This window comes from Cellulosimicrobium sp. NPDC055967 (assembly GCF_042269845.1).
Lineage (GTDB): Bacteria > Actinomycetota > Actinomycetes > Actinomycetales > Cellulomonadaceae > Cellulosimicrobium.
Genome location: NZ_JBHJYJ010000018.1, coordinates 19,573 through 46,305, shown reverse-complemented (window position 1 = coordinate 46,305; position 26,733 = coordinate 19,573). Strand labels below are relative to the sequence as shown.

The 26,733-nt window shown below is 73.3% G+C and carries 21 protein-coding genes; 14 read left to right on the top strand and 7 right to left on the bottom strand.

Going from position 1 to position 26,733, the window contains the following annotated elements; genetic code table 11:
* Window positions 1-14 precede the first annotated feature (14 nt).
* From ACFC2L_RS17940 to ACFC2L_RS17925, 4 genes are all read left to right on the top strand, one after another.
* Window positions 15-1,403: a class I SAM-dependent RNA methyltransferase gene (locus tag ACFC2L_RS17940; RefSeq protein WP_375825700.1), complete on the top strand. Its 1,389-nt coding sequence runs from the start codon at window positions 15-17 to the stop codon at window positions 1,401-1,403.
* A gap of 100 nt (window positions 1,404-1,503) precedes the next feature.
* Window positions 1,504-1,767 (top strand): hypothetical protein, encoded by a 264-nt coding sequence (locus ACFC2L_RS17935; RefSeq protein WP_375825699.1) that lies wholly within the window; start codon window positions 1,504-1,506, stop codon window positions 1,765-1,767.
* Between the two features lie 208 nt (window positions 1,768-1,975).
* The gene (acnA, locus tag ACFC2L_RS17930) at window positions 1,976-4,729 is read left to right on the top strand and encodes an aconitate hydratase AcnA (RefSeq protein ID WP_375825697.1); all 2,754 of its coding nucleotides are present in this window, start codon (window positions 1,976-1,978) and stop codon (window positions 4,727-4,729) included.
* A 208-nt stretch (window positions 4,730-4,937) separates the two neighbouring features.
* Entirely contained in the window at window positions 4,938-5,399 is a 462-nt protein-coding gene (locus tag ACFC2L_RS17925; RefSeq protein ID WP_375825696.1) for a DUF1801 domain-containing protein, read from the top strand.
* 23 nt (window positions 5,400-5,422) lie between these two features.
* Here ACFC2L_RS17925 and ACFC2L_RS17920 read toward each other — a convergent pair whose 3' ends face one another.
* On the bottom strand, window positions 5,423-6,145 hold the full coding sequence (locus ACFC2L_RS17920) for an NUDIX hydrolase (RefSeq protein WP_375825695.1): 723 nt from the start codon (window positions 6,143-6,145) through the stop codon (window positions 5,423-5,425).
* A gap of 29 nt (window positions 6,146-6,174) precedes the next feature.
* Window positions 6,175-7,626: a GuaB1 family IMP dehydrogenase-related protein gene (locus tag ACFC2L_RS17915; RefSeq protein ID WP_375825694.1), complete on the bottom strand. Its 1,452-nt coding sequence runs from the start codon at window positions 7,624-7,626 to the stop codon at window positions 6,175-6,177.
* 202 nt (window positions 7,627-7,828) lie between these two features.
* Between ACFC2L_RS17915 and ACFC2L_RS17910 the strand changes: the two genes are divergently transcribed.
* From ACFC2L_RS17910 to ACFC2L_RS17900, 3 genes are all read left to right on the top strand, one after another.
* On the top strand, window positions 7,829-9,304 hold the full coding sequence (locus tag ACFC2L_RS17910) for an RNA-guided endonuclease InsQ/TnpB family protein (RefSeq protein ID WP_375825693.1): 1,476 nt from the start codon (window positions 7,829-7,831) through the stop codon (window positions 9,302-9,304).
* A gap of 99 nt (window positions 9,305-9,403) precedes the next feature.
* Window positions 9,404-11,317, top strand: coding sequence for a 1-deoxy-D-xylulose-5-phosphate synthase (gene dxs / locus ACFC2L_RS17905; RefSeq protein ID WP_375825692.1), 1,914 nt, complete (start codon window positions 9,404-9,406; stop codon window positions 11,315-11,317).
* Between the two features lie 64 nt (window positions 11,318-11,381).
* Window positions 11,382-12,044, top strand: coding sequence for an HAD family hydrolase (locus ACFC2L_RS17900; protein WP_375825691.1), 663 nt, complete (start codon window positions 11,382-11,384; stop codon window positions 12,042-12,044).
* A 42-nt stretch (window positions 12,045-12,086) separates the two neighbouring features.
* Here ACFC2L_RS17900 and ACFC2L_RS17895 read toward each other — a convergent pair whose 3' ends face one another.
* Window positions 12,087-13,184 (bottom strand): glutamate--cysteine ligase, encoded by a 1,098-nt coding sequence (locus ACFC2L_RS17895; protein WP_375825690.1) that lies wholly within the window; start codon window positions 13,182-13,184, stop codon window positions 12,087-12,089.
* 377 nt (window positions 13,185-13,561) lie between these two features.
* Here ACFC2L_RS17895 and pflB point away from each other — a divergent pair, with 377 nt between their 5' ends.
* The 7 genes from pflB (at window position 13,562) to ACFC2L_RS17860 (ending at window position 21,329) form a co-directional block, all read left to right on the top strand.
* Complete coding sequence (pflB, locus tag ACFC2L_RS17890) at window positions 13,562-15,874, top strand: formate C-acetyltransferase (RefSeq protein WP_375825689.1); 2,313 nt, start codon at window positions 13,562-13,564, stop codon at window positions 15,872-15,874.
* A gap of 20 nt (window positions 15,875-15,894) precedes the next feature.
* Window positions 15,895-16,887: a pyruvate formate-lyase-activating protein gene (gene pflA, locus ACFC2L_RS17885; RefSeq protein WP_375825688.1), complete on the top strand. Its 993-nt coding sequence runs from the start codon at window positions 15,895-15,897 to the stop codon at window positions 16,885-16,887.
* 131 nt (window positions 16,888-17,018) lie between these two features.
* Window positions 17,019-17,642, top strand: a complete 624-nt coding sequence (locus ACFC2L_RS17880) for a GrpB family protein (RefSeq protein ID WP_375825687.1) — start codon at window positions 17,019-17,021, stop codon at window positions 17,640-17,642.
* Window positions 17,643-17,702: 60 nt separating this feature from the next.
* The gene (locus ACFC2L_RS17875; RefSeq protein WP_108047630.1) at window positions 17,703-17,900 is read left to right on the top strand and encodes a CopG family transcriptional regulator; all 198 of its coding nucleotides are present in this window, start codon (window positions 17,703-17,705) and stop codon (window positions 17,898-17,900) included.
* 2 nt (window positions 17,901-17,902) lie between these two features.
* Entirely contained in the window at window positions 17,903-18,289 is a 387-nt protein-coding gene (locus tag ACFC2L_RS17870) for a type II toxin-antitoxin system death-on-curing family toxin (RefSeq protein ID WP_175008631.1), read from the top strand.
* Window positions 18,286-20,337, top strand: a complete 2,052-nt coding sequence (locus ACFC2L_RS17865) for a DEAD/DEAH box helicase (RefSeq protein ID WP_375825686.1) — start codon at window positions 18,286-18,288, stop codon at window positions 20,335-20,337. The genes ACFC2L_RS17870 and ACFC2L_RS17865 overlap by 4 nt, the downstream gene beginning before the upstream one ends.
* A gap of 221 nt (window positions 20,338-20,558) precedes the next feature.
* Window positions 20,559-21,329 (top strand): PIG-L deacetylase family protein, encoded by a 771-nt coding sequence (locus ACFC2L_RS17860; protein ID WP_375825685.1) that lies wholly within the window; start codon window positions 20,559-20,561, stop codon window positions 21,327-21,329.
* A 1-nt stretch (window position 21,330) separates the two neighbouring features.
* Here ACFC2L_RS17860 and ACFC2L_RS17855 read toward each other — a convergent pair whose 3' ends face one another.
* From ACFC2L_RS17855 to ACFC2L_RS17840, 4 genes are all read right to left on the bottom strand, one after another.
* A complete protein-coding gene (locus ACFC2L_RS17855; protein WP_375825684.1) occupies window positions 21,331-21,903 on the bottom strand; it encodes a hypothetical protein in 573 nt (190 codons plus the stop codon).
* A 116-nt stretch (window positions 21,904-22,019) separates the two neighbouring features.
* Window positions 22,020-24,185 (bottom strand): 3-hydroxyacyl-CoA dehydrogenase NAD-binding domain-containing protein, encoded by a 2,166-nt coding sequence (locus ACFC2L_RS17850; protein WP_375825683.1) that lies wholly within the window; start codon window positions 24,183-24,185, stop codon window positions 22,020-22,022.
* Between the two features lie 2 nt (window positions 24,186-24,187).
* Window positions 24,188-25,483: a thiolase family protein gene (locus ACFC2L_RS17845; RefSeq protein ID WP_375825682.1), complete on the bottom strand. Its 1,296-nt coding sequence runs from the start codon at window positions 25,481-25,483 to the stop codon at window positions 24,188-24,190.
* A 192-nt stretch (window positions 25,484-25,675) separates the two neighbouring features.
* Complete coding sequence (locus ACFC2L_RS17840) at window positions 25,676-26,719, bottom strand: peptidoglycan bridge formation glycyltransferase FemA/FemB family protein (protein WP_313663928.1); 1,044 nt, start codon at window positions 26,717-26,719, stop codon at window positions 25,676-25,678.
* Window positions 26,720-26,733: the final 14 nt, after the last annotated feature.

The following is a 26,733-nucleotide window of genomic DNA, read 5'->3' as shown; positions in this document are numbered from 1 at the left end:
GGGATACTGGGGGCATGCCGTCCTCCTCGCGCGGTCCCGCCGTGCCCTCCGACCGATCGTCCGACCCCTTCGCGGACCGTCGTGCCGCGCGCGGCGGACGCCGCACGACCCGTCGGCAGGGCGGTCGAGCGACGCGGCAGTCGGCCCGCGTCGACCCTCGACCTGAGGTCGAGGTCGAGCTCGAGGTCGGCCCGGTCGCGCACGGCGGCCACTGCGTCGCGCGGTACGACGGCCGCGTCGTCTTCGTCCGTCACACGCTGCCCGGGGAGCGGGTGCGCGCCCGGGTCACGGAGGGCGGGGACGCCGCGAAGTTCTGGCGCGCCGACGCCGTCGAGATCCTCGAGGCGTCGCCCGACCGCGTCCCCTCGGTGTGGCCGGAGGCCGGTCCCGGGGGCGTCGGCGGCGGCGAGCTGGCGCACGTCGCGCTCGACGCGCAGCGCCGCTGGAAGCGGGACGTGCTGGCCGAGCAGCTCCGCCGGCTCGGGAAGGTCGACCTCGACGAGGTTGACCCTCAGGTAGAGGTCGAGGGTTTGCCGGGCGACGCCGAGCGCGGCGGCCTCGGCTACCGCACGCGCGTGGACCTCGTGGCCGACGGCACGGGCCGCGCGGGCATGCACCGCTTCCGGTCGCACGACGTCGTCGCGCTGAACGGCATGCCGCTCGCGACCGAGGACGTCGCGGAGCTCGCGGCGCGCGAGAAGGTCTTCACGCGCACCTGGCGTCCGGGCACGCGGATCGAGCTCGTCGCCCCCGTGGGCTCGGCGCCGGTCCTCCTCGTGGACGGCGAGCCGTGGCGGTCGGGCTCGCCCGACCAGCGCCCCAACGCGCGCCGCAGCGTGACCGAGCGCGTCGTGCTCGGCGACCGGGAGCACGAGTACCGGGTCGCGGCGGGCGGGTTCTGGCAGGTGCACCGCGAGGCGCCCGCCACGCTGGCGCGCGCGGTGCTCGACGGCGTGGGGGACGTCGACGGCGCGCGCGTGCTCGACCTCTACGCGGGTGCCGGGCTGTTCACCTCGCCCCTGGCAGCGGCCGTGGGGGCGACCGGCTCGGTGGTCGCCGTGGAGGGCGACGAGCGGGCCGTGCGCGACGCGCGCCGCAACGCGCACGGGCTCGACCGGGTGGAGCTGCACCACGGTCCCGTCGAGCAAATGCTCGCCGACGACCCCACCGGTGCGGACGTCGTCGTGCTCGACCCGCCGCGCGTCGGCGCCGGACGCGGCGTGGTCGAGGCGATCGCCTCCCGGCAGCCGTCCCGGGTCGTGTACGTCGCGTGCGACCCGGCCGCGCTCGCGCGCGACGTCGCCTACCTCGCCGGCCACGGCTACGGGCTCGCGTCCCTGCGCGCGTTCGACCTCTTCCCGCACACGCACCACCTCGAGGCCGTCGCGGTCCTCACGCGCTGACGTCGCCGGGCGCGCTCGGCCGTGCGCGAACCCGGGTGCGCCGGGGCGCGCGCCGGGAGGACGATGAGAAGACGGTCGGACGAGCGGGACGGTGAGGGACGTGACGAGCACCAGCACGACGAACGGGACCACCGCGAGCGGGACCACGGCGAGCGGGACGACGGCGGTGACGGCTCCGGCGGCGGACCAGGCGTTCCCCGTGCCCGACGACGTGCGCGACGTCGTCGGCGTCGGCGTCCTGCTGCCGAACGGACGGCTCGCCGGGCGGAGCTTCGCGTCGCGCGCCGAGGCGGAGGCGTGGGCGCGCCCCGACGAGGGGGAGCAGGTCGTCGAGCTCAACCTGCTGTGCGACTGCGACCTCTGAGCGGGTAGGACGGCCATATATCTTGACGTCAAGATATATGGGGTATGCTGGTCGCGGTGCAGGTCGCAGCGGGTCGTGGACGAGCCGCCGACCACCGCCAGAGCGGTCCTCCGGGCCCGGCTGAGCGGCGCGCCGGCCCGGCGTAGGCTGGGCGAAGCCCCCTGAACCATGGCATCCGTGCCACCGTCTCGCCACGAAGGAGCTACGAGTGAGCAGCGTCGACACGTTCGGGTCGAAGGGAACGCTGGAGGTCGGTGAGAACTCGTACGAGATCTTCCGCCTGTCCGCCGTCGAGGGTGTCGAGCGCCTCCCGTACAGCCTGAAGATCCTTGCCGAGAACCTCCTGCGCACGGAGGACGGCGCCAACATCACGGCCGACCACGTGCGCGCGCTCGCGTCCTGGGACCCGGACGCGCAGCCCGACACCGAGATCCAGTTCACGCCCGCGCGCGTGATCATGCAGGACTTCACGGGCGTGCCCTGCGTCGTCGACCTCGCGACCATGCGCGAGGCCGTCGCGGAGCTCGGCGGCGACCCGTCGCGCATCAACCCGCTCGCGCCGGCCGAGATGGTCATCGACCACTCCGTGCAGATCGACGTCGCGGGCCGCTCGGACGCGTTCGAGCGCAACGTCGAGTTCGAGTACCAGCGCAACCACGAGCGCTACCAGTTCCTGCGCTGGGGCCAGACGGCGTTCGACGACTTCAAGGTCGTCCCCCCGGGTACCGGCATCGTGCACCAGGTCAACATCGAGTTCCTGGCGCGCACGATCATGACGCGCGAGGTGGGTGGCACCCTGCGCGCGTACCCCGACACGTGCGTCGGCACCGACTCGCACACGACGATGGTCAACGGCCTCGGCGTGCTCGGCTGGGGCGTCGGCGGCATCGAGGCCGAGGCGGCCATGCTCGGCCAGCCCGTGTCGATGCTCATCCCGCGCGTCGTCGGCTTCAAGCTCAACGGCTCGATCCCCGCGGGCGTCACCGCGACCGACGTCGTGCTCACCATCACCCAGATGCTGCGCCAGCACGGCGTCGTCGGGAAGTTCGTCGAGTTCTACGGCGCCGGCGTGGCCCAGGTGCCGCTCGCGAACCGCGCCACGATCGGCAACATGAGCCCCGAGTTCGGCTCGACGGCCGCGATCTTCCCGATCGACGGCGTGACGATCGACTACCTGCGCCTCACGGGCCGCAGCGACGAGCAGCTCGCGCTCGTCGAGGCGTACGCCAAGGAGCAGGGCCTGTGGCTGGACCCCGCCTCCGACAGCTACGTCGAGCCGGTGTTCTCCGAGTACCTCGAGCTCGACCTCTCGACGGTCGTGCCGTCGATCGCCGGGCCGAAGCGCCCGCAGGACCGCATCGAGCTGTCGAACGCGAAGTCGGCGTTCGAGCGCGACCTGCCCACCTACGCGCCCGAGGTCCGCGACCTCGTCGACGAGGCGGAGAAGGAGTCGTTCCCGGCGTCCGACTCGCCCGCGATCACGCCCAACGGCCGCAAGACCGTGAGCGTGACGGACTCGGACGGCAGGTCGTTCGAGCTGTTCCACGGCGCCGTCGCGATCGCGTCGATCACGAGCTGCACCAACACGTCCAACCCGTCGGTCATGCTCGCCGCCGCGCTCCTCGCGAAGAAGGCGGTCGAGAAGGGCCTCGAGGCCAAGCCGTGGGTCAAGACCTCGATGGCCCCGGGCTCGCAGGTCGTGACGAACTACTACGAGAAGGCCGGCCTGTGGCCGTACCTCGAGAAGCTCGGCTTCCACCTCGTGGGCTACGGCTGCGCGACGTGCATCGGCAACTCGGGCCCGCTCGACGAGAAGATCTCCGAGGCGGTCAACGAGCACGACCTCGCCGTGGTGTCGGTCCTCTCGGGCAACCGCAACTTCGAGGGCCGCATCAACCCCGACGTGAAGATGAACTACCTCGCGTCGCCGCCGCTGGTCATCGCGTACGCCCTCGCGGGCACGATGGAGTTCGACTTCGACCACGACCCGCTGGGCCGTGACGAGGCGGGCCACCCGATCTTCCTGCGGGACATCTGGCCCACGCCGGACGAGGTCCAGGCGACGATCGACGCGTCGATCGACCGCGACATGTTCACCAAGGACTACGCGGACGTCTTCACCGGCGACGACCGGTGGCGCGCGCTCGAGACGCCCGAGGGCGACACGTTCGCGTGGGACACCGAGTCGACCTACGTGCGCAAGCCCCCGTACTTCGACGGCATGGGCATGGAGCCGTCCCCTGTCGCGGACATCTCCGGTGCGCGCGTGCTCGCCAAGCTGGGTGACTCTGTCACGACCGACCACATCAGCCCCGCGGGCGCCATCAAGGTGGACTCGCCGGCCGGGAAGTACCTCGCCGAGCACGGCGTCGCGCGTCGCGACTTCAACTCCTACGGCTCGCGCCGCGGGAACCACGAGGTCATGATCCGCGGCACGTTCGCGAACATCCGCCTGCGCAACCAGCTCCTCGACAACGTCGAGGGCGGCTACACCTTCAACTTCGTCAAGGGCGCGCAGGACACGATCTACGACGCCGCGCAGGACTACGCCGCGCAGGGCACGCCGCTCGTCATCCTGGGCGGCAAGGAGTACGGCTCCGGCTCGTCGCGCGACTGGGCGGCCAAGGGCACGGCGCTCCTGGGCGTCAAGGCCGTCATCACCGAGAGCTTCGAGCGCATCCACCGCTCGAACCTCATCGGCATGGGCGTCCTGCCGCTGCAGTTCCCGGCGGGCGAGGACGCGGGGTCGCTCGGCCTCGACGGCACCGAGACGTTCGACATCGCCGGCATCACGGCGCTGAACGACGGCTCCACGCCCTCGACCGTGAAGGTCACCGCGACCAAGGCCGACGGTACGACGGTCGAGTTCGACGCCGTCGTGCGCATCGACACCCCCGGCGAGGCGGACTACTACCGCAACGGCGGCATCCTGCAGTACGTGCTGCGCTCCCTGGTGGCGTGAGCCACCGCTAGCGCTACGGGCTTGCCCGACGGCGCACGCGCACCCCGGCGGGGCGCCCACCTCTCGAGGTGGGCGCCCCGCCGTCGTCCCCGGCGAGAGCGACGGCGGCGAGCTCGGCACGTCCTGCTGAGATCGGCGGTCGTGGCTGCCGAACCTGCGCGGGCGTGCCGATCTCGCGCGCCGCCGCCGTGCCGCGAGAGACTGGGGCATGGCGAGCGAGAACACGACCCGGCCCACCGGCGCGGACGTCGAGACGTTCCTCGCGGCGGTGGAGCACCCCGTCCGGCGCCGCGACGCGTACCGGCTCGTCGAGCTGATGGGACGGGTCACGGGGGAGCCCGCGCGGATGTGGGGCTCGTCGATCGTCGGGTTCGGCACCTACCACTACCGCTACGCCGGCGGTCGCGAGGGCGACATGGCGGCGGCAGGATTCTCGCCGCGCAAGGCCGCGACGACCGTGTACCTCATGGACGGCGTCGACGCCCACGCCGCGCTGCTGGACCGTCTGGGACCCCACTCGGTCGGCAAGGGCTGCGTCTACGTCAAGGACCTCGACGCCGTCGACCTCGACGTGCTCGAGGAGATCGTGCGCCGCTCCTCCACGACGCTCACGGACGACCCCGAGTTCGGCCGGCGGCTCTCCGGGCCGTCGGCACAGGAGCCCGGCTAGCTGACCGCGACCGGGTCGACCGGTCAGAGCGGGGCGTCGAGCGTGCGGGTCCGGTCCCAGGGCTCGGTCCAGCCGAGCCGGTCGAACAGCGCGTCGAGGATGCCGCCCGTGAACCCCCAGACGAGGTGCTCGCGCCCGTCCGCCTCGACGAGGAACCCGGGGCTCTTGTGCACGCGGCGGTCGCGCCGGACGGTCACGGTGCGACGGCGGGCGGGGTCGAGCAGGTTCGCGACCGGGACGCGGAAGACGTGCGCGGACTCCGCGGCGTCGACGGCGCGCACGGGTGTCGGGTGCGACCACCACCCGAGCACCGGGGTGACGACGTGGTTGCTCACGGGCACGGGGAGCTCGCCGAGCGTGCCGAGCACGTCGACGCCCGAGCGGTCGAGACCCGTCTCCTCCACGGCCTCGCGCAGCGCGGCGTCGACCGGCCCGTCGTCCCCCGGGTCGATCCGGCCGCCGGGGAAGGCCACCTGGCCGGGGTGGTGGCCGAGCGTCGCGGCGCGGGCGAGCAGGAGCACGTCCAGGTCACGCGGAACGGTGCGGGCCCGGTGCTCGGACGGCACGGCGTCGAGGGCGCCGAACAGCAGGAGCACGGCGGCGGGCCGGGCACGCTCGTCGAGCGAGCCGATCGCGAGCCGCCATGGCGACGGCCAGGCCCCGCCGTCCACGGCGAGCGCGGCGAGCTGGTCGCGCGCGAGTGCCTCGGCACCGGCGGACGCCCGGGGATCGGTAGGGGCCGTCACGGCAGGATCCCGCCCGGCCTCGCGGCTCGTCACCAGCTCACCGGGAGCGGGCGGCCCTCCTCGTAGCCCGCGGCGGACTGGATCCCGACGACGGCGCGGTCGGCGAACTCCGCGAGGCTCGACGCGCCCGCGTAGGTCGCGGAGCTGCGCAGCCCCGACGTGATCTGGTCGAGGAGGTCCTCAACGCCCGGGCGCTGCGGGTCGAGGAACATGCGCCCCGAGCTGATGCCCTCCTCGTAGAGCCCCTTGCGCGCGCGGTCGAACGGCGAGCCGCCCGCGGTGCGCGCGGCCACGGCCCGCGCCGAGGCCATGCCGAAGCTCTCCTTGTAGAGCCGGCCGGTGCCGTCGTCGTGCAGGTCGCCGGGCGACTCGTACGTGCCCGCGAACCACGAGCCGATCATCACCTGCGAGGCGCCCGCGGCGAGCGCGAGGGCGACGTCGCGGGGGTGGCGCACGCCGCCGTCGGCCCAGACGTGCTTGCCGAGCTCGCGCGCCGCGGCGGCGCACTCGAGGACGGCGGAGAACTGCGGTCGCCCGACGGCCGTCATCATGCGGGTCGTGCACATCGCGCCCGGGCCGACGCCCACCTTGACGATGTCCGCGCCCGCGGCGACGAGGTCGCGCACGCCGTCGGCCGTGACGACGTTGCCCGCGACCACGGGGACGTCCGGACCGACCGAGCGGACGGCGTCGAGCGCCTGGAGCATCTTGGCCTGGTGGCCGTGCGCCGTGTCGACGACGAGCACGTCGACGCCCGCCGCCAGGAGCTCCTTGGCCTTGGCCGCGACGTCGCCGTTGATCCCGACCGCGGCGCCGACCCGCAGGCGGCCCGCCGCGTCGAGCGCGGGCGCGTAGACGGACGAGCGCAGCGCGCCCTTGCGCGTGAGGACGCCGACGAGGGCCCCGTCGCGCGTCACGGGCGCGACCTTGAGGCGCGCGGTGTGGAGCTGGTCGTAGGCCGCCTCGAGCCCGGCGCGGCCGCCGTCGAGGACGGACGCGTCGAGGACCAGGGGGTCGGTCGTCATGACCTGGTGGACCTGGGTGAAGCGGTCGACGTCGGCGCAGTCGGCCTCCGTGACCACGCCCACGGGCCGGCCGTCGTCCACGACGACCGCCGCACCGTGCGAGCGCTTGCCGATGAGGGTGAGCGCCGTGTGGACGGTGTCGTGCGGGCCGACCACCACGGGCGTCTCGATGACGGGGTCCTTGGACTTCACGTCGGCGACCACGTCGGCGACGACGTCGGTCGGCACGTCCTGCGGGATGATCGCGACGCCGCCGCGGCGCGAGACCGTCTCCGCCATGCGGCGGCCCGCGACGGCGGTCATGTTCGCGACGACGACGGGGATCGTGGTCCCCGTCCCGTCCGCGGAGGAGAGGTCGACGTCGAAGCGCGAGGCGACCTCGGACCGCGACGGGACGAGGAAGACGTCGCCGTACGTGAGGTCGGTCGCGGGGGACTGGCCGGGCAGGAAGCGCATACCCCCCATCCTACGAGGTCGCGGCCCCCCGATGTCCGCAGGGCGGAAGTGACATTCCATGCGCGCTTGGTCTTTGCATCGCGCAACCCTCGCAGGCGCGGGGTCCGTGGGTGGGTCGGGGTGTCGTCGGACTTCCGTTCGGCCGCCTTGGTTGCCGTGAAAGTGCCACCTGTCGGCGTGATTCCCGGCTCGGGGATTTGGCGTGGTCCCCAGCCTGTCGGTGCTCGGCGGTAGCGTGCTCGTCGTGTCCCGGCATACGACGTTCCAGTGGGTTGTTGAGCCCACCGTGGAACAAGCGCGTGCCATGGCCAGGCACGAGGGTGCTGCGCGGTTCGCGTTCAATCAGGGCCTACGCCTGCATCTGAGCGCCCGCGACGCGTCCGAGAATGCCGATGACGGCATCGTGTCGGTGCCGTGGACGGGGTTTGACCTGATCAACGCGTTCAACGCGTGGAAGCGCTCGGGGGCCGCCGGTCGCCGGTTCATCGTCGATGGCTCGGGCGTCGTCGAGGCCGAAGTCACAGGCCTGGCCTGGCGGACCGAGGTGAGCGCGCAGGTCTTCGAGGAAGCTGTCGTCGACCTCGGCAGAGCGCTCAAGGCATGGACCGACTCCCGGCGTGGCAAGCGGACCGGTCGGGCGGTCGGGCATCCGCGGTTCAAGAAGAAGAACCACGAGCGTGGCTCGTTCCGCATGCGCAACAAGACCTCGAGGACGAAGACCGGTGAGCGGTCCACGATCCGCGTCGGTGAGGCTGGGCCGCGCTCGGTCACCCTGCCCGGGATCGGCGCGATCAAGGTCCATGACGACACCCGGAAGCTGCGCCGCATGCTCGCCGCGGGGAGGGCTCGGATCTTGTTCGTGACCGTGTCGCGGCGTGGCGGGCGGTGGCGCATCAGCGTGAACGTCGAGGCCAGCGACCTGCACCCTGCTGCCCGGCACCTGCCGAATGAGGACACCGATCACGGTGGATGGGTCGGCGTGGACCGCGGCCTGCACGCGCCCGTCGTCGCTGCCACCAGCGACGGAGCCGAAGTGCTGCGCGCAAGCACGGCACCCAAGGCGTTACGAGCCGCGCAGTCGGTCACTCGCCGGTTGCAGAAGTCCGTATCCCGGAAGGTCAAGGGCTCGGCGAAACGGCGTTCCGCAGTGCGTCGGCTGGCTCGGCACCACGAGCGGGTTCGCGCCCGCCGCCATCATTTCCTGCACCAGGTCTCCAGCGCGCTGGTCAAGACCCACGACCGGCTCGTCATCGAGGATCTGAACATCACCGGCATGCTCGCCAACCACCGGCTCGCCGCAGCGATCTCGGACGCGGCCTGGGGAGAGCTCGCCCGCCAGGTCGCCTACAAGCAGTCCTGGCGTGGCGGGCAGGTCCTGGTCGCGGATCGATGGTTTCCCTCCTCGAAGACCTGCTCGGCCTGCGGCGACGTCACCACGACGCTCACCCTCGCCGACCGCGTCTTCGTCTGCGACACGTGCGGGCACACCATCGACCGCGACCTGAACGCCGCGGTCAACCTCGCCACCTGGGGCGAGAAGCACCACTCCCAGGTCCTGGACCCCGAAGCACGAGGCCAGGTCACCAACGCCCACCGACCGGACGGCTCTGGCCGACGCCCTCGCGTCGACGAAACCAGCCGGGATGACGTGGGAACCCTCACCGCGCCAGCGGCATAGGGACGTCCGAGAAGGACGCTGCCGAACACCTCAGCGGGGAGGTTCGACAGGCTTTAGAGTTGTCGGGCTGGTCGCACGGGAACGGAACGGAGCATCTGCATGAGCCTGCTTGGCACGATCACCTCGCCCGAGGACGTGCAACGGCTGACCCTCGAGCAGACGCGGGAGCTCGCCGGCGAGATCCGTGCGTTCCTCGTCGACTCGGTCTCGCGCACCGGCGGGCACCTCGGTCCGAACCTCGGGGTCGTCGAGCTCACGATCGCGATGCACCGCGTGTTCTCGTCGCCGACCGACACGTTCGTGTTCGACACGGGCCACCAGTCCTACGTGCACAAGCTCCTCACGGGTCGCCAGGACTTCTCGGCGCTGCGCAAGCAGGGCGGAATGTCGGGCTACCCGTCGCGCGCCGAGTCCGACCACGACGTCGTCGAGAACTCGCACGCGTCGACCGCGCTCTCGTGGGGCGACGGCATCGCGAAGGCGAACGTCGTGCGCGGCCTGACCGACCGGCACGTCGTCGCGGTCATCGGCGACGGCGCGCTCACGGGCGGCATGGCCTGGGAGGCGCTCAACAACATCGCGGAGAGCCAGGACCGGCGGCTCGTGGTCGTCGTCAACGACAACGGGCGCTCGTACTCGCCCACGATCGGCGGCCTCGCGCACCACCTGTCGACGCTGCGCACGACGCACGGCTACGAGAGCTTCCTGCAGTGGGGCAAACGCACCCTCAACCGGTCCGGCGCGCCGGGGCGGTTCGCCTACGAGTGGCTGCACGGCCTGAAGAAGGGTCTCAAGGACGTCGTCGCCCCGCAGGGGATGTTCGAGGACCTCGGCATCAAGTACGTCGGCCCGGTCGACGGGCACGACGTCGAGGCCATGGAGCACGCGCTGCGCCGGGCCAAGGCGTACGGCGCGCCCGTGATCGTGCACACCATCACCGAGAAGGGCCGCGGGTACACGCCCGCCGAGCAGGACGTCGCCGACCGCTTCCACGCCGTCGGGAAGATCCACCCCGAGACCGGTCTGCCGGTCGCGCCGTCGCGCTTCGGCTGGACGAGCGTCTTCGCGGACGAGATCGTGCAGATCGGGCGGCGCCGGTCCGACGTCGTCGCGATCACCGCGGCGATGCTCGAGCCCGTGGGGCTCAAGCCGTTCGCGCAGGCGTTCCCCGAGCGCACGTTCGACGTCGGGATCGCCGAGCAGCACGCCGCCACGTCCGCCGCGGGCATGGCGTTCGCGGGCCTGCACCCCGTCGTCGCCGTCTACGCGACGTTCCTCAACCGCGCGTTCGACCAGGTCCTCATGGACGTCGCCCTGCACAAGGCCGGCGTGACGTTCGTGCTCGACCGTGCCGGCATCACGGGCGACGACGGCGCGAGCCACAACGGCATGTGGGACATGGCGATGCTGCGCATCGTGCCCGGCCTGCGGCTCGCCGCGCCGCGCGACGAGGAGACGCTGCGGACGGCGCTGCGCGAGGCCGTGGACGTGGACGACGCACCGACGGTCGTGCGCTACCCCAAGGGGGCGCTCGGGGACCCGCTGCCCGCCGTCGACACCGTGGACGGCGTGGACCTGCTCGCCGTGCCGGGCGAGGCGCCGAGGACCGCCCCGCAGGGCGCGGCACCCCGCGCTCGGGTCCTGCTCGTCGGCCCCGGGTCCATGGCGCGCGTCGCGCTCGACGCGGCGGAGTCGCTCACGGCCCACGGCGTCGACGTCACCGTCGCGTCGCCGACGTGGGTCCTGCCGATGCCGAGCGCGCTCGTCAAGCTCGCGGGCGAGCACGACCTCGTCGTGAGCGTCGAGGACGGCGTCGCCGACGGCGGCGTGGGCGCGCTCCTCGCGCAGCGCTCGCTCGAGGGCGGCGTCCGCACGCCGGTGCACGCGCTCGGCCTGCCCGCGCAGTTCCTCGACCACGCGACCCGGGACCAGGTGGCCTCGGCGTACCGGCTCACGCCGGCCGACGTCGCGCGCGACGTGCTGGACGCGCTCGCGGCGCTCGCCCGCGGCTGACCGTCCCGGACGCCCGCCGCGGACGCCTCGGCGCCGCGCGGGTCGTCCGGGCTAGGGTCCAGGCGTGATCTGGCTCCTCGACCTCGACAACACGCTCGTCGGCCGCGACGCCGCGTTCGCCGCCTGGGCGGCCGACGCCGTCGCGCGCGCCGGGCGTGACGCCTCCGACCTCGCCGCGATCGTCGCCGCCGACCAGGGCGGGTTCGCGGTCAAGACGGAGGTGGCGCGCGTCATCGTCGACCGCCTCGGCTGGGACGAGGATCTGCCCACCGCGGTCGACCGCTTCCGCGCCGGCATCCTCGACCACGTGCGCGCGTACGACGGCGTGCTCGACCTGCTCGACGCGCTGCGTGCCGACGGCGACGTGGTCGTCGTGGTGACGAACGGGACGTCCGCCCAGCAGCGCGGCAAGCTCGCCCGCTGCCGGGTCGGGGTGCACGTCGACGCCGTCGTCGTGTCCGGCGAGGAGGGCGTGGACAAGCCGGACCCGCGGCTCCTCGAGATCGCGCTGGAGCGCGTCGGCGCGACCGACGTGGACCGTGCGGAGGTCTGGATGGTCGGGGACGCGGCGCACGCCGACGTCGCCGCGGGCCGGGCCGCCGGCACCCGCACCGGCTGGGTCTCCCACGGGCGCGCGTGGGCGGACGGCCCGCGGCCGGACGTCCTGGGACCGACCGTGCACGACGTCGTCGCCCGCGCCCGCGAGGCGGCCCTCACCGCGCCGTAGCGCGCAGCGCGTCCTGTCAGCGGCGCGCCGGCGGCCGGGGCGTCAGGAGTGCGTGACCTCCACGGCCTGCTCGACGACGGCGCGCAGATCCCCGCCGGACGCTGCGTGCCACGCGCGCTGGCGCTGCGCGCCGTTCCCGCCGGACCAGAGGCGTCCGAGGAGCTCCGTCACGGCGTCGAGGTCGCCCGCGTCGACGAGCGCGTCCCGCACGTGCGCGACGAGCAGCCCAACGACGTCGTGCGCCGGGGCGGGGCGCCACGTGAGCGGCGAGACCAGGTCCTCCTCGAGGCCCGAGCGCCCGGCGCGCCACGAGGCGGTCCGCAGGATCTCGGGGCGGAGCTCCGGTGCCGCGACGCCGTCCGCGGCCTCGCGCGCCGCCGTCTCGACGAGGCCGCGGCTGAGGGCCGCGAGGAGCGTCGCCGTGTCGGGGTCGAGGCACACGTCGGCGACGCGGATCTCGACCGTCGGGTAGCGCGACGACAGCCGGGCGTCGAAGTAGACCATGTTCTCGTCGAGGATCGTGCCGGTCGCGACGAGGGTGTCGACCGCGTCGCGGTACGCCTCGGGCGAGCCGAACGCCCGGGTGGGCCCCGACGTCGGCCAGCGGGACCAGACCTGGGACCGGAAGCTGGCGTACCCGCTGTCCTGGCCCTGCCAGAACGGGGAGTTGGTGCTCAGCGCGAGGAGCGTGGAGAGCCACGGCCCGATGCGGTCGAGGACGGCGACCCCCTCGGTGTCGTCCGCGACGGCGACGTGCACGTGGCACCCGCTCGTGAGCTGCTCGCGCGCCGTGAGCCCGAACGCGGCGCGGGCCTCGAGGTAGCGCAGGCGCGAGACGGTGGTGCCCTCGAAGGGCAGGGGCGAGGTGGAGAGCGCGGCGACCCGGGCGCCGACGCGGTCCGCGGCCTCCTGGGCGCGCTGCCGGCCCGCGCGGATCTCCGTCGCGAGGTCGTCGAGCTCGCGCCGCGGGTGGGTCGCGGTCTCGAGCTGCTCCTCCATGAACTCCGACTCGAGCGAGCCGGTCCCGCCGCCCTTCTCGTCGGTCCCCGACGCCTCCAGGGCCTCCGCGGCCCGGGCGACCGGGTGGCCGTCGTCGCCGACGAGCAGGAACTCTTCCTCGACCCCTACGGTGCGCTTCACCCGGGCAGTCTCACACGGAAGCCGCGACCACGTCGGGCGGGCGTGTGACGTGCGTCCGTGTCGTGCGTCACGGGGGTGCGCTGCCGGGGTCGCAGCCAGCTTCCGAGGGCTTGTGAAGGTCATCACAAGAGGTGGTCGCGACGGGGTGTAAGCGGTGAGGAAACGGCGAGATCCCGCGGTTCCCGCGGGGTCCCGCCCGGCTCGGGACCTAGGTCCCCGGACGGCCCGAAACCCCTCCGCGCGACGCCGCGTGAACCTAGCCTGGAGGTGGCGAAGGAGCCCGTCGGACCTCCCACGAGGGCCTCCACCCGAGGCCGGGGAGACCGGCGGGTCCGGCCGGCGCGCGGACCCGCGCGTCAGGCACGAGGGAGGTCCAGATGACCAGCGTTTCCGAGGCACCCGGCACGACGAGCGGCGGCCGTGCGGTGGAGGGCGGCGTCGACGCGCAGCACGACACCGCGCACGTCCCCGCGTGGGAGGGCTTCACCGACGGCCCGTGGCGCGACACGGTCGACGTGCGCGACTTCATCCAGCGCAACTACCGCCCGTACACGGGCGACGCGTCGTTCCTCGCCGGGCCCACGGAGCGCACGACGGGGATCTGGGACACGCTGTCCGCGATGTTCCCCGAGGAGCGCGAGATGGGGATCTACGACGTCGACCCCCACACGCCCGCGGGGATCACGGCGCACGCGCCCGGCTACATCGACAAGGCGCACGAGGTGATCGTCGGCCTGCAGACCGATGCCCCGCTCAAGCGCGCGATCATGCCGAACGGCGGCTGGCGCATGGTCGAGGGCGCGCTGCAGACCTACGGCTACGAGGTCGACGAGACCCTGAAGAAGGTCTTCACCGAGTACCGCAAGACCCACAACCAGGGCGTGTTCGACGTCTACCCGCCGAACGTGCGCGCGGCCCGCAGCTCGCACATCATCACCGGCCTGCCCGACGCCTACGGCCGCGGCCGGATCATCGGCGACTACCGCCGCGTCGCGCTCTACGGGGTCGACGCGCTGATCGCCGCGAAGAAGCTCGACAAGCTCGGCCTCGACGCGCAGCCGTTCAGCGAGCAGGTCGTGCGCGAGCGCGAGGAGCACGCCGAGCAGATCCGCGCGCTCGGCGAGCTCAAGGAGATGGCCGCCGAGTACGGCTACGACATCTCGGGCCCGGCGACCACCGCCCGCGAGGCAGTGCAGTGGCTCTACTTCGCCTACCTCGCCGCGGTGAAGGAGCAGAACGGCGCCGCGATGTCGCTCGGCCGCACGTCGACCTTCCTCGACGTGTTCATCGACCGCGACCTCGAGGCCGGCCGCATCACGGAGTCCGAGGCGCAGGAGATCATCGACGACTTCGTCATCAAGCTGCGCATCGTGCGGTTCCTGCGCACCCCCGAGTACGACGCCCTGTTCTCCGGCGACCCGACGTGGGTCACCGAGACCATCGGCGGCATGGGCGAGGACGGGCGCCCGCTCGTCACCAAGAACTCGTTCCGCTTCCTCCAGACCCTCTACAACCTCGGCCCGGCCCCCGAGCCGAACATGACGGTCTTCTGGAGCCCGGAGCTGCCGCAGGGCTTCAAGGACTACTGCGCGCAGGTCTCGATCGACACCTCGGCCGTGCAGTACGAGTCGGACGAGCTCATCCGCCAGCACTGGGGCGACGACGCGGCGATCGCGTGCTGCGTGTCCCCGATGCGGGTCGGCAAGCAGATGCAGTTCTTCGGTGCTCGCGTGAACCTCGCCAAGACGCTGCTCTACGCGATCAACGGCGGCCGCGACGAGATCTCCGGCAAGCAGGTCTCGCCCGTGGCGGCGCCCGTCGAGGGCGACGTGCTCGACTTCGACGACGTCATGGCGAAGTTCGACGCGACCATGGACTGGCTCGCCGAGACCTACGTCGAGGCGCTCAACTGCATCCACTGGTCGCACGACAAGTACGCGTACGAGCGCATCGAGATGGCGCTGCACGACAAGGACGTGCTGCGGACCATGGCGTGCGGCATCGCGGGCCTGTCCGTCGCGGCGGACTCGCTCTCGGCGATCAAGCACGCGAAGGTCTCCGTCGTGCGCGACGAGCGCGGCCTCGTCGTCGACTACGTGACCGAGGGCGAGTTCCCCACGTACGGCAACGACGACGACCGGGCCGACGCGATCGCCGTCGACCTCGTCGAGCGGTTCATGGCGAAGGTGCGCACGCACCCGACCTACCGCGACGCGGTGCCGACGCAGTCGGTCCTGACGATCACGTCGAACGTCGTGTACGGCAAGGCGACGGGCAACACGCCCGACGGCCGCCGCGCCGGCGAGCCGTTCGCCCCGGGCGCCAACCCGATGAACGGGCGCGACACCCACGGCATGCTCGCCTCGGCGCTCTCGGTGGCCAAGCTGCCGTACGACGAGGCGCAGGACGGCATCTCGCTGACCAACACGGTCGTGCCGAGCGGCCTCGGGCGCACCAAGGAGGAGCAGGTCACCAACCTCGCCGGCCTCCTGGACGCCTACATCGGGTCCGAGGGGTACCACATGAACGTCAACGTGCTGAACCGCGAGACGCTCCTGGACGCCATGGACCACCCGGAGAACTACCCGCAGCTGACGATCCGCGTGTCCGGGTACGCGGTGAACTTCGTCCGCCTCACGCGCGAGCAGCAGCTCGACGTGCTCTCGCGCACCTTCCACGGCGCGCTCTGACGAGCGCTGAGGAGCCCGCCATGACCGTCACCCTTCCCGGCCCCGCCGTCCGCCCGTCGCGCGGGTGCGGCGTCGCCGGGGGCACCCTGCCCGACGACGCCACGCGCCTCGACGTCCCGGGTGCCCCGACCTCCGCGGTCGAGCCCGCCGCGTCGGGCACGCCCGTGGGCCACGCCCGCCGGGCGGGCGCGGGCCTGGACGGGCTGACGGTCGCGGACGTGGACCGGGCCGACAAGCTCGCGGCGATGCGCGCAGGCGAGCTCGGCTCGGTCCACTCCTGGGAGCTCGTCACCGCCGTGGACGGCCCGGGGACCCGGCTCACGGTGTTCCTCAACGGGTGCCCGCTGCGGTGCCTGTACTGCCACAACCCCGACACGTTCGCCATGAAGGACGGTCGGCCCGTCACGGCGGACGAGCTCCTGGGGCGGGTCAAGCGCTACCTGCCGGTCTTCCGAGCCACCCACGGCGGGCTCACGCTCTCCGGCGGCGAGGTGCTCATGCAGCCCGCGTTCGCGGCCCGCGTGCTGCGCGGCGCCAAGGCGATGGACGTGCACACCGCGCTCGACACGTCGGGCTTCCTCGGCGCCAACGCGACCGACGCCATGCTCGACGACACAGACCTCGTGCTGCTCGACGTGAAGTCGGGCGACCCCGACACCTACAAGAAGGTCACGAGCCGCGACCTCGAGCCGACCCTGAGGTTCGGACGACGGATCGCCGAGCGCGGCCTCACCGGCCACGCGCCCGAGGTGTGGGTGCGCTTCGTCCTCGTCCCGGGCCTCACCGACGACGTGGACAACGTGGAGAAGGTCGCGGAGTACGCGGCCTCGCTCAACGCGATCCGCCCCGGCACGGTGACACGCGTCGAGGTGCTGCCCTTCCACCAGATGGGCCGCGACAAGTGGGACGCCCTCGGGCGCACCTACGAGCTCGACGACACGCCCGCTCCGTCGGCCGAGCTCACCGAGCGCGTGCGCGACCAGTTCCGCGCTCACGGCCTGACGACGTACTGACCCGACCTGCCGACGAGCGCCCGCTCGCCGAGACCCGAGAAGTGGCCCCGGACCGCCATGGTCCCGGGGCCACTTCTCACGTCTCGGTGGGCCTGCGCTCCCGAGGCGGGGCCGGGTCGTAGGGTTCACGGGTGCCCGCAGCGACCGTCGACATCCACGACCCCCGATGGGCCGACACCGGGAGGCGGTGGACGGAGCGCGTCGCCGGCGCGCTCGCCGACCTCGCGAGCCCCGACGGCACGAGCCCGGTCGTCGTCGAGCACATCGGGTCGACGGCCGTCCCCGGGCTCGCGGCGAAGCCGATCATCGACCTCCAGGTGCGCATCGCGCCGCTGCCCTCCGAAGCGGCGCTCGAATCCGCGCTCGGGCCGCTCGGGTTCTCGATCGAGCGCGGGGCGCGCCCCGACTCGCCCGGCGTGTACCGGGACGTCCCGCGCCCGGGCGCCGACCCCGCCCCCGAGCTCTACGCCAAGCGACTGCTCACCCGCCCCGGCGACGAGGACGAGCCGCCCGTGATCCTGCACGTCCGGCGCCTCGGCTCGCCGTTCGCGGCGTACGTCGTCGCGTTCCGCGACTGGCTGCGCGCCGTCTCCGCCGAGGCCGCGGCGTACGAGGCGACGAAGCGCAGCCTCGCCGCACGCCACGCGGACGCCGACGACTACGACGACTACACGGGTGACAAGACGGCGTTCCTCGACGCGGCGCAGTCCCGGATGGAGCGCTGGCTCGCCGAGCGCGCGAACGCTCCTGCCTGATCCCTGCACGGCGCCGCCCGAGCACTGATACCGTGGTGGTACCAAATGAGAGGAGCTCACGTGGCTATGACCTTGCGGCTCGACGACGACGCGCAGGCGGCGCTGGAGCGTATCGCCCGCCGCGAGGGCGTCTCCGCGAACACCGCCGTCGCGCGCGCCGTCGTGGAGTACGACGCGAAGCGGCGCGAGATGCGTGACCGGCTGCTCGCCGACATCGTGGCGGAGGACCAGGAGCTGCTCGACCGGCTCGCGCAGTAGCCGTGGTCGTCTACCTCGACGAGGACGACCTCGTCGCCGCCGCCACGGCGTTCCTCGGGCACCCGCCCGCCGTCCGCGACTACGGGCTCCTGTCGTCCGCACTGGCGCGTCCGGCCGCGTCGATGTACGGCGTCGAGGCCTACCCCGCCCTCGACGAGAAGGCAGCGGCGCTGCTTCTCTCCGTCACGAAGAACCACGCGCTGATCGACGGGAACAAGCGACTGGGCTGGGTCGCGGTGAGACTCTTCTACGCGCTCAACGGGGTGCGGCTCGTCATGCCGCAGGACACCGCGTACGCCCTCGTCGTCGGTGTCGCAGCCGGCGAGATCGACGACGTCGAGACCGTGGCGCAGAAGCTCGCGGAGCACGTCGTGCGCCGCGAGTCGTGACCGCCGCGAGCGGCGCGCTGCCCGACGTCGCCACCGCTCGGACGGTCGTCGCGGATGCGGACGCCCTCGCCGCGCTGCTCGCGGCGCTCGCCGCGGCACCCGGGACGGCGCGCGAGCAGGTGCGCGCCGCGTTCGGCGACAGCCGCGAGGAGAAGGTCCTGGCGCGACTCGACACCGTCGACGTCGCGTCGCTGCGCGACGTCACGCGCGAGCGGCTGCGGCTCGGGGCGCTCGCCGGCGCAGGCGTGCGGACGGTCGGGGAGGTCGCGCGGCTCGGGCGCGAGGGCCTGGAGACGATCCCCGACATCGGGCCGCAGACCGCGACGCACCTGCTCGCCGCCGCCGAACAGGTCGCGCGCGCGGTGCGCGAGAGCCTGCGCTTCCGGATCGACCTCACCCCGACGGAACCGGTCGCGACCGCTCTCGTCCAGACGTTGCACACGCTCGACCAGGCCGACGCCGCACTCGCCCGGTACGGCGACCAGGTGCGCGCCGCGCTCGCGACGCACGAGCTCGTGCGCGACGACGCACGGGTCGCCGCGAGCGGGCCGCGCCGCCTGTTCGCCTGGGGCGAGCGGCGTCGTCGGGTTCTCGCGGCGGTGGCGACGCTCGCCGGGGTCGCGGAGCGGGCCCGCGAGACGGGGCTGGCCGAGGAGGCCCGCCGCGTCACCGCGCTCCTCACGGAGCCCGCGCGCCCCTACGACGCCTGGGCGGACTTCCGGCGCCGGTCCGCGGCGTACTACGCGCTGCTCGACGGCGTCGCCCCCACCGGCCGAGACGTCGCCGCCGCGGCGGGCCACCTGCCCGCGGAGCTCGTGGACCGCGTGCAGACGCAGACGCTCAACGAGACTCTGCTGCGGGTCTCGCTGCGCGGGTACCAGGCGTTCGGGGCGCGCTTCGCGCTCGCGCAGCGGCGCGTCGTCCTCGGCGACGAGATGGGGCTCGGCAAGACCGTCCAGGCGATCGCCGTCGTCGCGCACCTCCTCGCGCGCGGCGCGACGCACGCGCTCGTCGTGTGCCCTGCGAGCGTCCTGGAGAACTGGGTGCGCGAGCTGCGCGCGCACGCGGACCTCCCGGTCCACGCCGTGCACGGCGAGGAGCGCGACGAGGCCGCCGAGGCGTGGCGCGCGACCGGTGGCGTCGCGGTCGTGACGTTCGCGGGCCTGCGCCGCGCCGGGACCGAGGCCTTCGTGACGGCCGGGTCCGTCGGCCCCGCCGTGCTCGTCGTGGACGAGGCGCACTACGTGAAGAACCCGCTCGCGAAGCGCTCGGTCGCCGTCGCGGCGCTCGCGGCCAGGACGCAGCACGTGCTGCTCCTCACCGGGACGCCGATGGAGAACCGGGTCGCCGAGTTCCGCACCCTGGTCGGCTACCTCCAGCCCGCGCTCGCCGAGCGTCTCGATGCCGCGCACGGCGCGGCGGGCCCCGACGCGTTCCGGCACGCCGTGGCGCCCGCCTACCTGCGGCGCAACGCCGAGGACGTGCTCGAGGAGCTGCCCGAGCTGGTGCAGGTCGACGAGTGGGAGCGGCTCGGGGCGGTCGACGGCGCGGCGTACCGCGAGGCGGTCGCGGCGGGGTCCTTCATGGCGATGCGGCGGGCGGCGTTCGCGGTCGACCACCCCGAGGACTCGGCGAAGCTGCGCCGGCTCGTGGAGCTCGCGCGCGAGGCGGCCGAGAACGGGCGCAAGGTCGTGGTGTTCTCGTACTTCCGGGACGTCGTGGACGTCGTCGTGCGCGCGCTCGGCGACCTCGCGCTCGCTCCGTTGACCGGCTCCGTGGCCGCCCGGACGCGCCAGACGATCGTCGACGACTTCACCGCGGCCGAGGAGCCGCGCGTGCTCGTGAGCCAGATCGACGTCGGGGGAGTGGGCCTCAACCTCCAGGCCGCCTCCGTGGTGATCCTGTGCGAGCCCCAGACTAAGCCCACGACCGAGGCCCAGGCCGTCGCCCGCGCCCACCGCATGGGTCAGGTCGAGACCGTCCAGGTGCACCGTCTGCTCACGGTCGACAGCGTCGACGAGCACCTCGTGCGCCTGCTCGGGACGTAGGCGCGGCTGTTCGACGCGTACGCGCGGCGCAGCGCGCTCGCCGAGGAGGTCGCGGGCGCGGTCGACGTGTCCGAGGCGTCGCTCGCGCGCGCGGTGGTCGACGCCGAGCGGGAGCGGCTCTTCGTCGACCCGGCGGTCACCTCGGTCGAGGACGCCGTCGTCGAGGACTGAGCGACGGTCCGGGCGCGACGGCGCGCGCCTGACGGCCTAGCGTCTGTCGTATGAGCGACGACACCGGCACCTCCGCGACCCCCGCCGCGCCCCTGACCCCGCTGCCCGAGGACTGGTCCACTGCGCTCGCGGTCGTCGCCCATCCCGACGACATGGAGTTCGGCGCCGCCGCTGCCGTCGCGCGATGGACGGGGCAGGGCAAGCGGGTCGTGTACTGCATGGTCACGAGCGGCGAGGCCGGCATCGACGGCATGGACCCGGACGAGGCGCGACGCGTGCGCGAGGCGGAGGAGATCGAGTCCGGGCGGATCGTCGGCGTCGAGGAGGTCGAGTTCCTCGGGCTGCCGGACGGCGTGCTCGAGTACGGCCTGCCGCTGCGCCGTGCGATCGCGGGCGCGATCCGGCGCCACCGGCCCGACGTCGTGATCACCGGGAACTACCGCGAGACGTTCCCGGGCGGGATGCTCAACCAGGCGGACCACATCGCGACGGGACGGGCCGTCGTCGACGCCGTGCGCGACGCGGGGAACCGGTGGGTGTTCCGTGAGCAGGTCGAGACGGACGGGGTCGAGCCCTGGGGCGGCGTGCGCCAGGTCTGGGTCGCGGCCTCGCCCGATAGCGCGCACGGCGTCGACGTGAGCGCGACGTTCGACGCGGGGGTCGCGTCGCTGCGCGCGCACGCCGCCTACCTCGACGGGCTGGGGTGGGAGGACTTCGACCCCGCGGCGTTCCTCGCGTCCATGAGCGCGCCCACGGGCGAGCGCATGGGCGTCCCGCACGCGGTCGCGTTCGAGGTGCTGCGCATGGGCTGGGAGGACTGACTCAGGCCGGGTCGGGCTGGTCCTCGACCTCCACGACCTTGAGCTCGGGCGCGAACCCGAAGAGCCTGCCGTCCTGCGCGCCGACCCACCACTTCCCGCACATCGCGGTGGCGCCCTGCTCCGTGCCCTCCTCCCACCACGACGCCCTGAGCGTCGCCGACGTGCGGTAGTCCGCCGCGGTCAGGTCGCCACGCTCGGGTCGAGGCTCCAGCGGGTGCTCCGCCGAGACGGGCGTGCAGCTCTCGGGCAGGGCGCCGAGGTCGGCCGTCATCGTGAGGATCCGCTCGTCGCCCGTCGTGCGGACCACCTCGCGCACGTCGGTGGCCGAGTCGGGGACCCAGTCGGGGAGCACGGCCTCGGCCTTGCCCGTCTTCCCGGTCGCGAACGCGTAGGTCTTGGTGTGGCCGGCACGGTTCTCGGCGACCGCCTCGCCGATGCTGCCGCACGCGGAGAGCAGGAGGGCAGCGCCGGCGGCCAGCGTGAGGGCGCCGAGCATCCGGCGCTCGGTCGTGCCGCGCGGCGTCGTGGTCAGGGGGAGGTCGGTGGCGGGCTGGGCGGGGGTGCGGTCTGTCATGGCCACGACGCTACGGAGCGCGTGGCGCCAGCGGATCGGGCCGCGAGCGGAACCTCCGCGCGGTCGTCGTACGACCACGGGAGGGCGCTCGCGGCCCGGCGTCCGACCCCGGTCGCTCAGGCGCGCGACGCCGCCGGGACGTTCGCGACGCCGTCGGGCAGGAAGCGGCGGCCCAGGACCTTCTCGCTGTAGCCCGTGCGGTCGAGGTACGGCGTGATGCCGCCGAGGTGGAAGCCCCACCCGGCGCCGAGGATCATGCACAGGTCGATCTGCGACGGGCTCGCGACCACGCCCTCGTCGAGCATGAGCCCGATCTCCTGCGTGAGTGCCGTGAGCACGGAGTCGAGGACGCCCGCCTCGTCGAGCGCCCCCGGGCCGCCCGCCTCGCCGGTCCCGAAGACCCGCTGGATCGCCGGGTCGACCGGCTTGGGCAGGCCCTTCGGCGCGTCGAGCACGACGGGGATCTGCTCGTCGACGATGCGCTGGAGGCCGGGGGACTCGGGGAACCGGTCGCCCAGGTCCTCGCGCAGCGACGTGAGGACGTGCAGGCCGACCGCCGGGCCGACGAGGTCGAACAGCGCGAACGGCGGCATCGGCAGGCCGAGCGGCGCGACGGCGCGGTCCGCGACCTCGACCGACGTGCCGTTCTCGACCGCCTCGACGATCTTGCCCATGAGCAGGATGAGGAGGCGGTTGACGACGAACCCGGGGCGGTCGGCGACGAGCACCGCCGTCTTGCGGAGCTTCTTCGTCATGGCGAACGCCGTCGCGAGCGCGGCGTCGTCGGTCTTCGCGGCCTGGATGATCTCGACGAGCGGCATCTGCGCGACGGGGTTGAAGAAGTGCATCCCGACGACGCGCTCGGGGTGCTGCAGGTCGGCCGCCATCTCCGTGATGGACAGCGCGGAGGTGTTGGTCAGCAGCACGGCCTCGGGCGAGAGGACACCCTCCAGCTCGGCGAAGACCTTCTTCTTGAGGCCGAGGATCTCCGTGACCGCCTCGATGACGACGTCGCAGCCCGCGAAGTCGCCGAGCTCGGTCGTGCCGTGCACGGAGCCGACGATGCGCGCGCCCGTGTCCGCGGACATGCGGCCCGAGCCGACGAGCTTCTCGACCGTCGCACGGACGTAGCCGAGGCCCTTGTCGACGCGCTCCTGGTCGAGGTCGCGCATGACGACGGGCACCTGGAGGCGCTGGGCGAACAGCAGCGCGATCTGCGCGGCCATGAGCCCCGCGCCCACGATCCCCACGCGGGTGACGGGGCGGGCGAGCTTCGCGTCGGGCGCGCCCTGGGGCCGCTTGCCCTTCGAGACGAGCTGGAACGCGTAGACGCTCGCGCGCATCTCGTCGCTCATGATGAGGTCCGCGAGGGCCTCGTCCTCGGCGGCGAACGCCTCCTCGCGCGACGCGGTACGCGCGGCGGCGACCAGGTCGAGCGCGCGGTAGGGGGCGGGGCGCGAGCCCGCGACCACGGCGTCGAGGCGCTGACGCGTCCCCGCGACGACGGCGTCCCACACGGGCTGCGGGTCGAGCTCGCGCCGCTCGACGACGATCTCGCCGCGCAGCACGGCCCCGGCCCAGCGCAGCGAGGACTCGAGGAAGTCGGGTGCCTCGAAGAGCGCGTCGACGAGGCCGATCTCGTACGCCTCCTTGGCCTTGAACGGCTTGTTCGCGGCCGGGCGGGCGAGGATGACGTCCATCGCCTTCTCGACGCCGAGCAGGCGCGGCACGAGGTAGGCGCCGCCCCAGCCGGGGACCAGGCCCAGGCCGACCTCGGGCAGCGCGAGCGCGCCCGCGTCGGACGCCACGGTGCGGTACGTGCAGTTCAGCGCGACCTCGAGGCCGCCGCCGAGCGCGACGCCGTTGACGAACGCGAACGTCGGCACGCCCATGTCCTGGAGCAGCGTGTAGGCGGCGTGCCCGGCGCGCCCGAGGGCGAGCGCGTCGTCGCGCACCTGGACGGCCGCGGCCTGCGTGAGGTCCGCGCCCGCGGCGAGGAAGTACGGCTTGCCGGTGATCGCGACGGCGACGATCTCGCCGTCCGCGGCCCGGCGCCGCAGCGTCTCGAGGGTCGCGTGCAGCTCCGCGAGGCCCTCGGGGCCGAGCGTCGTCGGCTTCGTGTGGTCGAGCCCGTTGTCGAGCGTGACCAGGGCGAGCGTGCCCGTGCCGCCGGGGAGCGCGACGTCGCGCACGCGCGAGTGCGTGACGCGCTCGCCGCGGGAGGCGTCCTTCGTCGCGTCCTGGGAGGCCGCGGGGGTCTGGGTGTCGGTGGGTGCGCTCATCGTCAGTTCTCCGCGGTCTCGAAGGTGTGGCCGGAGTAGTCGGCGTGGTGCGGGTTCTCCCAGATGACGGTGCCGCCCATGCCGAGGCCGACGCACATGGTCGTCATGCCGTAGCGCACCTCGGGGTGCTGCTCGAACTGGCGCGCGAGCTGCGTCATGAGGCGCACGCCCGACGACGCGAGCGGGTGGCCCATGGCGATGGCGCCCCCGTACTGGTTGACGCGCTCGTCGTCGTCGGCGATGCCGAAGTGGTCGAGGAACGCGAGCACCTGGACCGCGAACGCCTCGTTGATCTCGAACAGGCCGATGTCGTCGATCGTCAGCCCGGCGGACGCGAGCGCGCGCTCGGTCGCGGGGACCGGCCCGATGCCCATGACCTCGGGGTCGACGCCCGCGTACGCGTACGCGACGAGGCGCATGCGCGCCGGGAGCCCGAGCTCGTCGGCGACGTCGCCCGCGGCGAGCAGGCACGCCGTCGCGCCGTCGGTCAGCGGCGAGGCGTTGCCCGCGGTGACCTTCCCGCCGGGGCGGAACGGGGTCTTGAGGTCGCGGATCGAGTCGACCGTGGTGCCGGGGCGGGGGAGCTCGTCGGCCGTGGCCAGGCCCCACCCGAGCTCGGTCGACCGGGTCGCGACCGGCACGAGGTCGGGGGAGATGTCGCCGTTCGCCAGCGCCTTGGCGTACTTGGCCTGGCTCGCGACGGCGTACGCGTCGGCACGCTCCTTGGTGAGGTGCGGGTACCGGTCGTGCAGGTTCTCGGCCGTCGCGCCCATGACGAGCGCGGAGGAGTCGACGAGGCGCTCGGCGACGAACCGCGGGTTCGGGTCCGACCCTTCGCCCATGGGGTGGTGGCCCATGTGCTCCACGCCGCCCGCCACCACGACGTCCTGCGCGCCCACGGCGACGTTCGCCGCGGTCGTCGTGACCGCCGTCATCGCGCCCGCGCACATGCGGTCGATCGCGAAGCCGGGCACCGACTTGGGCAGCCCGGCCAGCACGGCGACGCTGCGGCCGAGGGTGAGGCCCTGGTCGCCGGTCTGCGTCGTCGCGGCGAGCGCGAGCTCGTCGATCCGCTCGGCGGGCAGCTCGGGGCGGCGGCGCAGGAGCTCGCGGATCGTCTTCACGGCGAGGTCGTCGGCGCGCGTCTCGGCGTAGATCCCGTCGGGGCGCGCCTTGCCGAACGGGCTGCGCACGCCCTCCACGAAGACGACGTCGCGCACGGGGCGGTGACGCGATCGCTGGCTGGCCGCCGGGGTGGGTGCCGAGGTGGGAGAGGGGGCCTCGTTGGCCACGGTCATGGCATCTCCATCCGATGCAGATGGTCGGGACGGCGGTGTCCGGGAGCGGCACCGCTCGGGGGTCGTACGTGCGATACACGCTACCGCGAGTATCGGTAAAGCACGAGACCGATGCTACGACATGAAGAGACCCGGTATCGCATCGGGCGATACCGGGTCTCTGAGGGCTGTCGAGGAGGCCGAGCGGAGGGGTCAGCGGCTCCCGCGGAGCTTGCGCACGACCTTCTTCGCGGTCGGCAGGCCCTTGTTCCAGGCGGAGTACCACATCGAGAACGGCACGTCGACGCTGTGGACCAGCTCGTCGTCGTGCTGGGCGAAGCTGCGCTTGAACTCGCTGATCCCGTCGTTGAGCAGCCCGTTCATGTCGTACCGGACCAGGCCGGCCTGCTGCGCGAGCGTGATCGCGTGCCACTTCACCGGCGCGTTCGCGCGAAGCTTGCGCCCCGCGTCGTTGATGCCGCCGTAGAGCTCGAACGACGTCGTCGCCGACGACACGCACCACACGAACGACACCGGCGCGCCCTCGGAGAACGCGGCGACGAGCACCGAGTGCTCGCCGAGCTCGCGGTGGATCGCGAGGTAGTACTCGTCGTCGTGCAGCGCGAAGCCCGCGCGCTCGGCGGTCTCGTGGTAGACGTCGAGCACCTGGCGCACCTCGGCCTCGTCCGTCACGCGGCGCACCTCGAGCCCGGTGCGCGCCGCCTTGCGGATGTCGTACCGCGTCGACTTGCCCATGGCCTTCGTCAGCTCGTCCTCGGACTTCGTGAGGTCGAGGATCAGCGTCACCGGGTAGAGGATCGGGTTCGCCGCGGGGCGGGCGTCGGGCAGCGCGAGGTGCGTCCCGACCGGCCAGTCGGGCTCGATCGTGACGCCCACGCCGCCCACCGTCGTCTTGCACCACGCGACGACCGCACGGGTCACGGCGTCGCGCGTCGCGTCGTCGCCCACGCCCGGGCCGGCGCCCCAGCCGTCTCCCGCCGGCGCGATCACGGGCCCGCGGGGCACGTGGCACAGCGCCTTGAACTGCGCCGGGAGCGAGCGCACGAGCACCTGGGCCAGGCCGCGGACGCGGCCGTCGGCGTCCACCGCCTCCACCCGGTGCGGGGTCCACGCTCCCGTGGCCTTGACCTCGCCCCAGCCCCAGAGCTGGAGGGGGTGGCCGCCGAGCTCGTTCACCCGGGCGTCCCAGGAGGCGCGGTCGGTGACTGTCCGGATCGTCAGGTTCGCGTCGTGCACGCGGACGACCCTAC

Excerpts from the sequence above, each read along its gene's own strand:
- ACFC2L_RS17940 (WP_375825700.1), top strand. The coding sequence starts at position 15 with ATGCCGTCCTCCTCGCGCGGTCCCGCCGTGCCCTCCGACCGATCGTCC.
- ACFC2L_RS17925 (WP_375825696.1), top strand. The coding sequence starts at position 4,938 with ATGGCGAGCGAGAACACGACCCGGCCCACCGGCGCGGACGTCGAGACG.
- ACFC2L_RS17915 (WP_375825694.1), bottom strand. The coding sequence starts at position 7,626 with ATGCGCTTCCTGCCCGGCCAGTCCCCCGCGACCGACCTCACGTACGGC.
- dxs (WP_375825692.1), top strand. The coding sequence starts at position 9,404 with ATGAGCCTGCTTGGCACGATCACCTCGCCCGAGGACGTGCAACGGCTG.
- pflB (WP_375825689.1), top strand. The coding sequence starts at position 13,562 with ATGACCAGCGTTTCCGAGGCACCCGGCACGACGAGCGGCGGCCGTGCG.
- pflA (WP_375825688.1), top strand. The coding sequence starts at position 15,895 with ATGACCGTCACCCTTCCCGGCCCCGCCGTCCGCCCGTCGCGCGGGTGC.
- ACFC2L_RS17860 (WP_375825685.1), top strand. The coding sequence starts at position 20,559 with ATGAGCGACGACACCGGCACCTCCGCGACCCCCGCCGCGCCCCTGACC.
- ACFC2L_RS17855 (WP_375825684.1), bottom strand. The coding sequence starts at position 21,903 with ATGACAGACCGCACCCCCGCCCAGCCCGCCACCGACCTCCCCCTGACC.
- ACFC2L_RS17850 (WP_375825683.1), bottom strand. The coding sequence starts at position 24,185 with ATGAGCGCACCCACCGACACCCAGACCCCCGCGGCCTCCCAGGACGCG.
- ACFC2L_RS17845 (WP_375825682.1), bottom strand. The coding sequence starts at position 25,483 with ATGACCGTGGCCAACGAGGCCCCCTCTCCCACCTCGGCACCCACCCCG.